Annotated in this window: 15 protein-coding genes; 1 reads left to right on the forward strand and 14 read right to left on the reverse strand. The window is 67.5% G+C overall.

Annotated features, from left to right (window positions below; all coding sequences use genetic code 11):
- Positions 1–22 precede the first annotated feature (22 nt).
- The 12 genes from QH283_RS16725 to QH283_RS16780 all read right to left on the reverse strand — a co-directional run bounded on the left by QH283_RS16725 (position 23) and on the right by QH283_RS16780 (position 9523).
- The gene (locus tag QH283_RS16725; RefSeq protein WP_280503915.1) at positions 23–445 is read right to left on the reverse strand and encodes a hypothetical protein; all 423 of its coding nucleotides are present in this window, start codon (positions 443–445) and stop codon (positions 23–25) included.
- Positions 446–463: 18 nt separating this feature from the next.
- Positions 464–1171, reverse strand: coding sequence for a hypothetical protein (locus QH283_RS16730; RefSeq protein ID WP_280503916.1), 708 nt, complete (start codon positions 1169–1171; stop codon positions 464–466).
- Positions 1168–2640, reverse strand: coding sequence for a mannuronan epimerase (locus QH283_RS16735; RefSeq protein ID WP_280503917.1), 1473 nt, complete (start codon positions 2638–2640; stop codon positions 1168–1170). The genes QH283_RS16730 and QH283_RS16735 overlap by 4 nt, the downstream gene beginning before the upstream one ends.
- A gap of 65 nt (positions 2641–2705) precedes the next feature.
- Positions 2706–3209, reverse strand: a complete 504-nt coding sequence (locus tag QH283_RS16740) for a hypothetical protein (RefSeq protein WP_280503918.1) — start codon at positions 3207–3209, stop codon at positions 2706–2708.
- A gap of 13 nt (positions 3210–3222) precedes the next feature.
- On the reverse strand, positions 3223–3999 hold the full coding sequence (locus QH283_RS16745; RefSeq protein WP_280503919.1) for a DUF7264 domain-containing protein: 777 nt from the start codon (positions 3997–3999) through the stop codon (positions 3223–3225).
- A gap of 3 nt (positions 4000–4002) precedes the next feature.
- Positions 4003–5109 (reverse strand): hypothetical protein, encoded by a 1107-nt coding sequence (locus QH283_RS16750; RefSeq protein ID WP_280503920.1) that lies wholly within the window; start codon positions 5107–5109, stop codon positions 4003–4005.
- A gap of 92 nt (positions 5110–5201) precedes the next feature.
- A complete protein-coding gene (locus tag QH283_RS16755; protein ID WP_280503921.1) occupies positions 5202–5627 on the reverse strand; it encodes a hypothetical protein in 426 nt (141 codons plus the stop codon).
- The gene (locus tag QH283_RS16760) at positions 5615–6058 is read right to left on the reverse strand and encodes a hypothetical protein (RefSeq protein ID WP_280503922.1); all 444 of its coding nucleotides are present in this window, start codon (positions 6056–6058) and stop codon (positions 5615–5617) included. The genes QH283_RS16755 and QH283_RS16760 overlap by 13 nt, the downstream gene beginning before the upstream one ends.
- 3 nt (positions 6059–6061) lie before the next feature.
- Positions 6062–6340 carry a holin gene (locus tag QH283_RS16765; protein WP_280503923.1) on the reverse strand — a complete coding sequence of 93 codons (279 nt, stop codon included), beginning with the start codon at positions 6338–6340 and terminating at the stop codon, positions 6062–6064.
- A complete protein-coding gene (locus QH283_RS16770; RefSeq protein ID WP_280503924.1) occupies positions 6330–6623 on the reverse strand; it encodes a hypothetical protein in 294 nt (97 codons plus the stop codon). The genes QH283_RS16765 and QH283_RS16770 overlap by 11 nt, the downstream gene beginning before the upstream one ends.
- 9 nt (positions 6624–6632) lie before the next feature.
- Positions 6633–7412: a hypothetical protein gene (locus QH283_RS16775; protein WP_280503925.1), complete on the reverse strand. Its 780-nt coding sequence runs from the start codon at positions 7410–7412 to the stop codon at positions 6633–6635.
- A gap of 101 nt (positions 7413–7513) precedes the next feature.
- On the reverse strand, positions 7514–9523 hold the full coding sequence (locus QH283_RS16780; RefSeq protein WP_280503926.1) for a major capsid protein: 2010 nt from the start codon (positions 9521–9523) through the stop codon (positions 7514–7516).
- Positions 9524–9699: 176 nt separating this feature from the next.
- On the opposite strand from QH283_RS16780, the gene QH283_RS16785 reads away from it, so the two are divergent.
- Positions 9700–10239: a hypothetical protein gene (locus QH283_RS16785; RefSeq protein WP_280503927.1), complete on the forward strand. Its 540-nt coding sequence runs from the start codon at positions 9700–9702 to the stop codon at positions 10237–10239.
- Positions 10240–10310: 71 nt separating this feature from the next.
- On the opposite strand, the gene QH283_RS16790 is transcribed toward QH283_RS16785, so the two are convergent.
- Both QH283_RS16790 and QH283_RS16795 read right to left on the reverse strand, forming a co-directional pair.
- The gene (locus tag QH283_RS16790; protein ID WP_280503928.1) at positions 10311–10619 is read right to left on the reverse strand and encodes a hypothetical protein; all 309 of its coding nucleotides are present in this window, start codon (positions 10617–10619) and stop codon (positions 10311–10313) included.
- Positions 10619–10919, reverse strand: a 301-nt coding sequence (locus QH283_RS16795; protein WP_280503929.1) for a hypothetical protein, incomplete at its 5' end; no start/stop codon positions are given. The genes QH283_RS16795 and QH283_RS16790, both read right to left, overlap by 1 nt.

Here is a 10919-nt window from a genome sequence, read left to right on the forward strand (position 1 = left end):
GGGGGCTTCTTCGTTTCCAGCGTCAGGGCTCCGGCTCAGGCTCAGGCTCGGGCTCGGGGGCGGGGGCGGTGTCGGTGACCGTGACATGCACGTCCACCCCCTGCACACCCGTCGGCCCATCCAACACCCGCACCGTCGCCGACGTGGCAGTCACCGACTCCACGATCACCAGATGATGCGTCGTCTGCCCCACCGCCACCACCGGCGCCACCATCTCCGGGAACTCGACAACCGCCCGCCCGTCACTACCGGAGGTCACCACCTCCGCATACGACGCGGACACACACGCCGCCCACTGCTCCACGAACAACGCCAGCCACGTGGAATACGGCGGCACAGGGGCAGGCCAGTCCGGGTACTCCTCCCGATAGTCCTCCCAGTTGCGGGCCGTGATGCCCTGCTCGATCGTCTCCAGCAGGTCATGCAGCTGCGCAGATGAAGCCATTCATGCACTCCGTTCTTCTCATGTGGTGATGTCGCGGGCCCGGACCTCGGCCAGGCCCGACGAATACTGGTTCTGCAAGAAATTCGGGTAGTTCACTTCCGTCACGATGAACCACCTGCGCCGGTAGTCATCCCCTGCGGGCACGACACCAGTGCTGTCATCCCAGGTGCCGGCGGACGACCCGTCTACTAGCACGGTGAACACGCTTTGGGTGGCCGAGTACATGCGGCGCCGCAGCGTGATCGAGGTGTTCATCGACATCGCGGACCCGTTGTTGGAGCGCACCGTCTGCCCTGTCAAACCGGTCGTCGTGCCGGGCGCGGCGATACCACTACCGGTGTAGGTCATGATGCGGGTGCCGCCGGACCCGGTGCCTGTGGTGCGGTTACCGATCGCGTACACAAGCACCATGCCCGCGGCGGGCCCGCTGTCCTGCATGCCCATCCCAACACCAGAGAAGTTCGCGACACTGCCGGTGCCGACCGGCGGTTGCAGGGGCGCGGTGATCTCCCAGTTGTCGGTGAACAGCCGGCCACCGTAGTCACCGACGTAGGTTTCCCACTGGCCTGTGCGGGCGGTGTTGGACGGCACTGACCTGGACTGGGCGCGGTTGGTGGCGATCACCATGCTGCCGAACTCAGGTCGCCAATCAGCGCCGAGGTCGCTGCTGTCGGCGCGGTCGAAGGTGTCGGTGTAGTCGGCGAGGGCGGGGGGCTGGCAGATCATCGCCGCTCCACCAGCAGCTCGGCTTTCAGGGCGACACCTGGGGTGCTGTTCACCGAGGTGAGGTAGCACCACAGCAGGTCCCCGGCGTCCACGTCGATCGACACCGTCGTCCATGACGGCGCCGTGGACGGGGTGGCGCCTGATCCGGTGAGGGTGGTGGAGGTGGTGCCGTGCCGCAGCTCGGCCGTGAGTGCTCCACCGGAGCCCGAGGTTTTGATGCGGTAGCGGATACCGGTGATGGTCAGGTCGTAGGGGCACACGATCGGCAGGTCCTGCTGCCCGACACCCGCAGCGTGGACGGTGAATGTCTGCCACCACTGGAGTACGTCGGTGAGTCCGGCCGCACCGCCGCCGCCGCTGGGGGCGGCCCATTCGGCGCCGCCCGCCCCATCGGAGGTGAGCACATGACCGGCGGTGGTGTCGCCGTTGCGGACGACCAGGTTGCCGGTGTCGACCGTCCCGTCCACGGTGACATCACTGGTGGAGGTGATGTTGGGTGCCCGGAACTGGCCTTTGCGTACGACGATCCAGTACTGCGGGAAGTCCTCGTCGTCGAAGTCGCCGCGCAAGGTGGTCACCAGATTCAGTGCCAGGCCCTCGATCACGTCGTCACCGGGTGGGGTGCCGCCGAACACGATCTCGGTCATGGTGCCGCCGGCGTCCTCGTTGAACTCACAGGAGATGAGGGAGGGTTGGCGGCAGTAGCTGAGTTGCAGGCCCACTGCGCGGGCAGCGATCTTGCAGCCGACCATCGTGAAGCTCGAGGGGCCGCCGGTTCCGGCCTCACCGACGATCAGCCCGTACTCGCTGCCCTCGAACCAGCAGCCATCGAACAGCCACTGGTTCGCGGGCCCGTCGATCTCGACGTGCGCGGCGACGGTATCGGGGTCGGTGTCGCCGACGAACTCCACGCCGATCGCGATCAGGCCGGCATCACCGGTGCCGCCCGTGCCGAGGACCCCGGTGTGGCAGGTCACGATCTTGGAGTTGGTGATCTCGTTCTGAATGCACGATGTCTCGATGCCGATGCCGAGATTCGCGAGCATCGAGTTGTGGACGCGAGTGTTGCCGGTGTTGTCGCGCAGCACTATCCCGGTCTGCCCGTGATACGTCGTGCCGCTGGCGCCGGTGTGCTCACCCCGGATGCGGACGCCCTCGACGCTGACCTGGAAGCAGGCAGACAGATCCAGCGCGGTCGCCGTCGCGCCGGTCAGGTGGATCGACAGATCCGCCAGGGCGACGTCCTGGCGGCCGTCCAGCTCGAGCAGGGTGCCGGTGCCCGCGTACAGGATCTCGCTGGAGTAGCCGGCCCCGATGATCCGGTCACCGTCATCGAGGTCGGGCAGCGCCGTCACCAGGTAGGTGCCCGCAGGCACTAGCAGCGGCCGCCCCGCCGCAGCGGTGTGCGCGTCAGCGAACGCCGTGGTGTCGTCGGCGATGCCGTCCCCGACCGCACCGTAGTCACGCACATCCACGACTGCCGCAGCCAGGGCACGGACCTGACCGCTACCGGACAGGCGCAGAGGCCGCGACATTACGCGAGCACGATCGGCTGGCCGGCCTCCACGTTGATCGCGGTGGTGCCCGTCGCCACCCCGAGACGCTGCACCACATTGCCGGTGCTGGACGGCGGAGTCGAAGTCGCGATGCCCGGCGTGGTGGACAGGAACACATCACCCGGCGTCATGCTGGTGACCTGCGTGTTGGTGCCCTCGAAATACACGGTCGCGTTCGCACCCGACGACACCGCCGACAGCACGAACCCGTGCGCATGCTTGCCCGCGGTGCTGGCGTCCGCCTTCCGCACCTTCGCGCCCGTCGAGTTGTGGATGTTCACGAAGTCACCGGCCGCCAGATTCTCGGACGCTTCGATGGAGGCGGTGTCAGCGCCGATACCGACCGGCATCATCGACGAGTCGATGCGCCCGTTGGAATCCAGGGCGACGATCTCACCTGCCGAGCCCGCGCCAGCGGAACTGTCGGTGGCCTCGACTTCGGTGAGGGTGCCGGCGACTTGGGTGATGTATTTGTCGGCCATAGCCTGCTTCCTTCTATGCGAGCGAGATCGGTTGTGCGGGGTCGAACCAGATAGTCGTGGCGGTGACGGGCTCAGCGACCCGCCGCGTGAACACGGCCCCGCCAGGCGGGGTGTGGGTGGGCAGCCCGTTGACGCCGACGAACAGAGGGACTCCGGGGGTCCACGTCCAGGAGCCTTCGGCGACTTCCCCGAACGCGACGAGATTGACGAGCGACCCGGCCGGCCATGCCCCGGTGGTCAACCAGACAGGCCGGTTGATGTGGTCGGGATCGGTGCAGTCGGCGTACTCCACTTCCCCGTTGTCCCGAGGCACGACGAGCCGGTGCCCGCCGAGGGTGTGGGCAGCCATCGCCTGCACGCCACCACCGCCGCCGCTCGGGCCGGGAGGTCCCGGCGGGCCCGGTACCGGCACAGCGACAGCGCCCGTGCCGGGGGCAGGCACCACATGGCGGAACCCGAATCCCGACCCTGCGCAGACCCGTTGCCCTTCCAGCCACAGGATCGGCTCACTGTCGGGGTAGTCCAGCCAGAGCTCGGCGGTAGCTCGGAGGGGGACTGTGGACACGGTGAGCGCGTCCACAGTCCACGACATCACCGCCCCCGAAATCGTGGCAGGCCATGACGTGTCAAACCCGCTGCCGGGCCAATGCCAGCGCAGCCACGCCGACATCGGTGACGGCCAGTCGACCGGAAGACCGGCCTGCGTGCGCAGCTCGATCCGCCCCTGAAACACCGCACCGGGTTTCAGGGCGACTCGCAGTGCACCCGCAGGCCAACCCAACGTCAACATCGGCTAGTACTGGCCGCCGTTCTGGACGGTGGCGATGGTGACATCGGGATCGGTGCCACCGGTCAGACCGGACCCGTCGGCGGTCATGGTCGGCAGGTTCATTTCCGCCAGATCACCCACGAACTCGCAGATGAACGGGGCGGTGCCGGTGACGGTGACGTTGTTCGCGCCGATCGTGGACAGGCCCTCCAACGCGGTTTCGACGGCCGCGGCGTTCGCGTTGTACGCGATCGCGGCGGTGGTCTGCCCCATGAAGGAGAGCGTGTAGTCACCGCCGGTCGGGGAACCGGAGATGGTGATCGACTGCTCCTCATTGGTGGCGACCGCATCACAGGCGGGCTGCTCCGGCGCGGTCGCGGCAGCGGTGTTGCCGTAGTACGGGTTGGGCAGCACCAGCGGGCACGCACCGTCGGTCGGATCCGGCGGCGCGATGGTGGTCTCGAACGTGCGCAGGTGCTGACCCGGCTTGATCGGGGCGAGCAGACGACCCGGGGTGTTCGAGCTGTCTGTGGCGACCACGTTGTACGGGCCACGACCCCACCGGGTCGGCGAACCCGTGCGGCCCGCCAGCGAGAAGGTCGACACCTGGGCGCCGATCTGCAAGTCGCCGGCCAAAGCGAATTCCTTGACGACACCGAACAGCACGTACCCGTACTTGGCGACGCTGCCGGTGGCGCCCGCGATCAGAATGTCGTCGTCGTCGGGGATCTCGTCGCACTCGTCTTCCGAACCGACACCGGTCCAGATCTCGATGGCGACACCGCGGTTGTCGGGCTGGTCCTTCTTGTCGGAGAAGCCGATCGCTTCGCCGTCGTGGCCGAGGACCAGCTCCCAGTCCATCAGCATGTTGTAGAGGTCGGTGTTGACCTTGCAGAGTTCGAGGGTGACGTTCCACCATTTGCGTTCCGCGCGGGTGCGATCGGAGACACACACCGCGCCGTCAGCGTTGGTGGATTCCAGGTCCTGCGCCTCCCGCATCTGCGGGGACGCGGTGACGGTGACGAAGCCACTGGTGACGATGCGGGAGCGGGGGCCCTGGATGGGCATACCGCAGGAGTCGACGAGGGTCGCGCGCAGCCGCTTCCCCTTCACAATGCCGTATTCAGCCACGACGGGTTCTCCTCGAAGGTCTGTGTGAGGTTGTGCGTGGCTGCCCAGGCCCGACTACGAGCGCACCCTAAAGAGCAGGGGTGCAGCGGGGTCTACGGTTCATCGGGGGGCGGGTTGGGGGTGGCTTCCCACTGCCCGAACGACAGATGTTCGGGCAGGGTGTTGCCGGATTCGACGGCCCACAGGCGGGTGCGCCAATGCCAGTCCGCGTCGTACACGAGGTAGTCGCGTAGGCGGGCTTCGGCGGCGGATCGTTGCTCGTCGCGTCGGGTGAGCCGGTTGACTTCCTTCGCCAGGTTCCCCACCTGACGGCGCAGCGAAGACAGGTCAGCGGCTTCCTGCTCGGCGCGGCGCTGCGCTTTCGACCGCCAACGTCTACCGAGCGGGCCGAGGACACGCGCCCACTGCTCACTGCTCGCCGCCAGAGCCTGTCCGAGATAATTCAGTCCGGCGAGTCCAGCGATGAGGATCAAGAGCCATGGGGGGAGCAGGTCGGCGAATGCGGCTACCTCACCCACGGTGGCCGCCCCGTCGCATCAAGCGATGCCCGCCCCATCACCGCATGCCCGATCGCGTTGACGAACACCCACCCCACCCCGGTGCGCCAGCCATAGTGCTCCCCCAGTCTCACCACCAACACCAGCTGTCCCACTCCGAACGCCGAATACAAACCGACCAACACACCGTGCGCGACCGCCGCCACCGGGTAGCTGCGAATCACCTGCCCCGCCAACCCGACCGCCCCCGCCAACGCATACACCGCACCCCACGTACTCAGCGGCAGCGCCGCCTCCACGAAACCCAAGGTCCGACCGGCCGCACCCTGCGGCATGATCATGTAGTCGATGCCACGCAGCAACGCTGTGAGCAGCAGACCGGTTTGCAGCAGGGTGGCGGCGGGCCGCTCGATCTGCACCGGCAGCAGCACGGCGCGCAGCGTGGCAATCACCGGCTACCCCAACTCGGTGGGGGCGGAATGCCTGCCCGCGGGCACAGCACGCACCAGCGACGGCGAATCACTGTCCCCGATCGTGGTGGACGCGACCGACGACAGCAGCGACAGCACAGCCGCCCACGCCGACGCGCCGAGCGCGCCGAGCACGAATTGCCACGGGATCCCGTTGCCCGCCAACGCTCCGATGGAGACGGCGGACAGCAGGGCGAACAGGGTTTGCGCGAACGTCTTACCCGCCCGCTCCGCAGCGGCGAGCCAGAACTGTTTACTCAGCATCGCCCGCTCCCTCGGTCTTGCGGGTGCGGGTGCGAGTGGTCTTCGGCTTCACCTCACCGGCATCGGTCTTCTCCGCGGGCTCACTGACCGGTTTGGGCAGCAGACCCGCAGCGTCAGCGATCCCCACAGGCACCGAGAACGCCAACCCGGCGCCGCCGGTGACCGTGCGAACCCTGGCGACCTGGTCGCGGCCTGCGGCTTCGATGAGTCGGCGGGCGATGTCGGATCGCTGGTGGGTGGGGGCGTGGATGGTGGCGGTGTCGCCGCTGATCTCGATACGCATGGTGTTCTCCTACGGGTTCGGCTCCGGCTCCGGCTCGGGTTCCGGCTCGGGCTCGGGGGGTTCGGTGATGGTGACGGCTTCCGCCCAGCACTCCCACGTCACAACCACCTCACGCTCCGACACGCTCAATCGCTCGTTGTGGGGGTAGTCGGGGCCGTGGACGTTGCTGATACTGGACCGGTGCACGGTGACCGGGCCGGTCGCGACAAGGGTTTCCCCGAGGTCGGTGTATCCGGCGCCGAACGCCCACCGATGCCCGAGCGGGGACACACGTTGCCCGCCCCGTTCAGTGATCAGATGCGCCGACTGCAATGCCGCCGCCAAATGGGCGGGTGCATGGATGACGCCAGGGAAGCCGTACGGGGCGATCGCCTGCTCCAACGCCCCGACTGCGGCGACCAAGCCCACTACCTCAGCGGGTGCCCCGGCCGCGGCCAACAGCTTGTCGACGATCTGCTCTTCGACCCGCACCGACTCCTGCAACCGCAGCAGCTGCTGCGCACGCTGACCGGCCTCTCCGACAGGGACGACAGCGCCGCAGTCATCGTCTGCGCCGACCACGATCCCGGTGAACGGCTCCGAGATCGGATGCCGCTCGCTACCTTTCGGGTTCGGTTCGGGCTCTTCCGGGTCACACCCGATGGGCCACACCCAGGTGGTGCCGCAGTTCCAGGTGTCGACACGGACACCGTGAGCGAGGCGGGAGGGATCAGCTACATCGATCACCCTCGCCGCCGCATACAAGCCGCTCACGGACGGGTTGGCCAGCGGGGGACGGTAGATCTCCACACCCGCCTCCTCTCAACAAGAGTTTGGGGCCCGACCGGTGGGGGTGAGCGGGGCAGCCACATGGACTACTCACCCCCACCGGTCGGGGTCTAAGGGGCGGGCTAGTTCGGGGCGCCCGCCGTGGTCTGCACCACCGCGATCGCCGGATCGGTGCCGCCGGTGAAGCTGTCGGCGGCGACGATCAGCGCGACGTTGGTGCCGCCCAGCACACCCTGGAAGGTGATGGTGTACGGGCCGCCCGCGTTGCCGGAGACGGACACGTTGCCGACACCGATGGTGGGCAGCAGCGCGAGCGCGGCCTGCACCTGGGCGGCGGTCGCGTTGTGCGCCAGCGCCGTGGTGGTCGCACCACCGAAGGTCAGCGTGAACGTGCCACCGGTCGGGGAGCCGGTGATGGTGGCGGTCTGCACCTCATTGGTGGTGGTGGCGCAGGTGATTTCCTTGCGGGCGCCGACGATGCCGGACACGCACAGCGGGACGGTCACGACCTCGGAGGTGAGGCACCGCTTGTCGACGAGGTACTCGTCTTCCACGAACAGCTCGGTGTACCGGTTCTTCTGGAGCTGCGCCTTGTCGTACAGCGTTCCGACTTCGATGACGTTGGACAGGTGCCGGTACCAGGTGCCGCGCGGGTACAGCAGCACCTTCACGCTCGACGGCCACACCACCGACGCGGTGGGCAGCGGCTGCCAGTGCTGCACCCACTGCATGAAGATGTTCCGCTCGGCCAGCCACAGATCCACCTGCTGGTCGGTGACGGACTTGACGTCACGACCCTGCTGGTTCGCCATGTCCGCGCGCGCAGCCTCCAACACCCACGCCTCGGTGACACCCTCGATCGGGGCGTCCTTCGCCAGGCGCTCCTTCTGCCGGATCACGGTCGCCCGCAACGCCAGCGAGTTGAGGAACGACCCGGCGGCACCGAGCCCGGAAGCGGCGGGGACGGTGATCGCGGTCGAACCCGCAACCATGTCCAGGATCGACCACACCGACAGCTTGATCTGGTACGCCTTCATGACCTCCTTCATGAAGCGCTCGATCAGCTCCGGCCAACCCCTACGCTGGAGGATGCCGGCGGTGACGCACAGGCCGATCGCCTGCAACCGGATCTCCTCCATCTCCACGCACGGGATCTCCACGCACGGCTTGGTGGGGTCTTCCAGCAGCTCCGCCTCCGTGTACCGGAACGGCAGCGTGTTGTACAGCTCGGTGAAGTCCGGCACCTGCGGCCTGCGGAGACCGCCGCGGGTGATGTTGAGGTCCGGCAGCGACAGCAGACCGGTGGCCTCGGTGACCTCACAGAAGTCGTAGACCGTCTCGCTCGGGGAGCACCAGCCGAGGGAGGCGGCGAGCGCGCCGTCCTTGTCGAACTCGTTGCGCTTCCAGTCGGTGGCGTCGACGATCGCATCGACCTGCGCCTCGAACTGCTGCTCGGTCTCCGCGGTGACGATCCTGTCGGCGCCGAAGTTGCGTTCTAGCACCGCCAGCGACAGCGGGATCAGGTTCGCCCGCTCCTGCACCACGGCACGGTTGGACACGATGCGGGTGCCGGTGTTCGCCTTCTCCACCGCGGCGGCCAGCGCTTCGAATCCGACGATGCCGGGCTGGTGGGCGGGCACCTGCGGGCGCATACGGAAACCGACCTGCGGGGCCGGGGGCGCGGAGTCGGCGGGGGCGCGGCCGGTCTTGGAGGCGAGGCCACGGAAGTCCGGGCGTGAGGATGCGGCGACCGCCGGTTCGGGGGCGTCGGTGATGATCTTCTCCGCCTCAGCGACGACAGCAGCGGGCTCCGGGGTCGGCTCGGGCTCCGGGGTCGGCTCGGGTTCCGGCTCGGGCTCGGGCTCGGTGTGGCGGGCGGCGGCGCGCGCATCCAGCAGCGCCTGCGCCTCGGCCAGTCGTGCCTGCTCCTGGGCCACGACCTCATCGAGGCGGGAGCTGATCGACTCGACAACATCGTTCAGTCGCTTCAGTTCGGCGACGGTTTCGGCGGTCACCGACTCGCCGACCTCACCGCTGACGGCGTCGAACGCGGCGTCGGCCTGTGCGCGCAGCTCCTCCAGTTCCTGACGCGACAGCTCCGCCAGGTTGTCGGGCAGCTCAAACTTCTCCATCTCTGTCTCTCCCATTCGGGTGTGTCTTTGAGTGGGAGGCCCGCAGCCATGCCCCTTTGTTGGGGCGGAAAGGTAGAGAGGGGGGGTGCAGCGGGTACGATGCCGGGATCGGATTGTGGGCGTGACCTGCGGTTTTGGTACGCTCGCACAACTTTCGAAGAGATGGGGCAGAGCAGATGCGTGCAGGGGCAGCAGCAATCGCCGCAATCGCGACCGCACTCGTGGTCACCGGATGTGGAGACAGTGGACGGGATTCGGTGCCGCGCGGGGAGTCGACACCGATCACCACCACCCAATCCGCCGAAGCGCCAGCAGCGGTGACAACGTCCCCGCAGAAGGGGGTGCTGGCGCCCACCGAAACCGGACGCTCCGCCGCTTACGACATCGACACCATGATCCTGTCCGTGGAGGAGAAGCAGTCTCGCTACGGGACGGTCACTGTGTTCACGTTCCAGTTGGTCAACGACGGTGACAAGATCTTCGAGGGCTACAACTGGCCGTCCCCCACCGTCGTTTACGGTCCCGCCGGCACACCCGCCGAACACACCTTCTCTCTCAGCGAGGGTTACGGGGAAGGTGTTCAGGGTTCGATCCCGCCCGGTATGCGGCAGACCGTGCAACACGCCTACGACGTGCCGAAGGCCGAGTTGAATCCTGCTGTGGTGACGGTCGGAAGCCTGGTGTGGCAAGGGGATTTCAGCACCTTCACCCGCTAACCTCGGACACGACAGAGCCCCCGGAACAGCCACGATTCCGGGGGCTCTTCGCCGCTCGAGGTCGAGCGGAGCTAGTGCGGCCCGATGAACGCCGACGCGGTGACCGGGCGTTCGGGATCGGCGAACACATACAGCGACTCAACGGGCGAACTGCCGTAGGCGGGACCGGCGGGCACGTTGAACGACATCTCATTACCCGGCTCGATCGTGTACGAGTCGTCCGCTGTCCCCGACGCACTGTTCGTCACATGGAGGCGGCCGGTGTCGGAATCGTTTCGCACATACACACTGAACGCTTTGTCGGTGCGCTGCCAGGTGAGGAGCTGGACCGGAGTGGCGTCGAGGGCGGTGACCTTCGCGGTGGAGAACGGGACAGGCATCAGGACTCCGCGTTGTCGTAGGTGGCGGTGAAGATTTCCGGTTTGACCGGGTAAAACTCGCCCGCAACACCCTTCACGATCCAGTCGCCGGGGCTGGCGGTCATGACGCCTTCGAGGGTGTCGATCTCGATGAGGATCGGTCCGCCGCCCGTGTACTGGCCGCCGGGGAAGGTGACTCGCCCGCCGCACCATCGGGCTACCTCGTCGGGGGTGACGCGGTTGGTGAGTTGGACGGCTTCGATCTCGACTGGCCGTTTGCGGTATCGCTCGGGTGTGAGTGCCATGCCCGCGCACGGTAGG

Source organism: Nocardia farcinica (assembly GCF_029867845.1).
GTDB classification, from domain to species: Bacteria; Actinomycetota; Actinomycetes; order Mycobacteriales; family Mycobacteriaceae; genus Nocardia; species Nocardia farcinica_A.

Coding starts and splice junctions, on each gene's coding strand:
- QH283_RS16725 (WP_280503915.1), bottom strand. CDS start 445: ATGGCTTCATCTGCGCAGCTGCATGACCTGCTGGAGACGATCGAGCAG.
- QH283_RS16730 (WP_280503916.1), bottom strand. CDS start 1,171: ATGATCTGCCAGCCCCCCGCCCTCGCCGACTACACCGACACCTTCGAC.
- QH283_RS16740 (WP_280503918.1), bottom strand. CDS start 3,209: ATGGCCGACAAATACATCACCCAAGTCGCCGGCACCCTCACCGAAGTC.
- QH283_RS16745 (WP_280503919.1), bottom strand. CDS start 3,999: ATGTTGACGTTGGGTTGGCCTGCGGGTGCACTGCGAGTCGCCCTGAAA.
- QH283_RS16765 (WP_280503923.1), bottom strand. CDS start 6,340: ATGCTGAGTAAACAGTTCTGGCTCGCCGCTGCGGAGCGGGCGGGTAAG.
- QH283_RS16770 (WP_280503924.1), bottom strand. CDS start 6,623: ATGCGTATCGAGATCAGCGGCGACACCGCCACCATCCACGCCCCCACC.
- QH283_RS16780 (WP_280503926.1), bottom strand. CDS start 9,523: ATGGAGAAGTTTGAGCTGCCCGACAACCTGGCGGAGCTGTCGCGTCAG.
- QH283_RS16785 (WP_280503927.1), top strand. CDS start 9,700: ATGCGTGCAGGGGCAGCAGCAATCGCCGCAATCGCGACCGCACTCGTG.
- QH283_RS16790 (WP_280503928.1), bottom strand. CDS start 10,619: ATGCCTGTCCCGTTCTCCACCGCGAAGGTCACCGCCCTCGACGCCACT.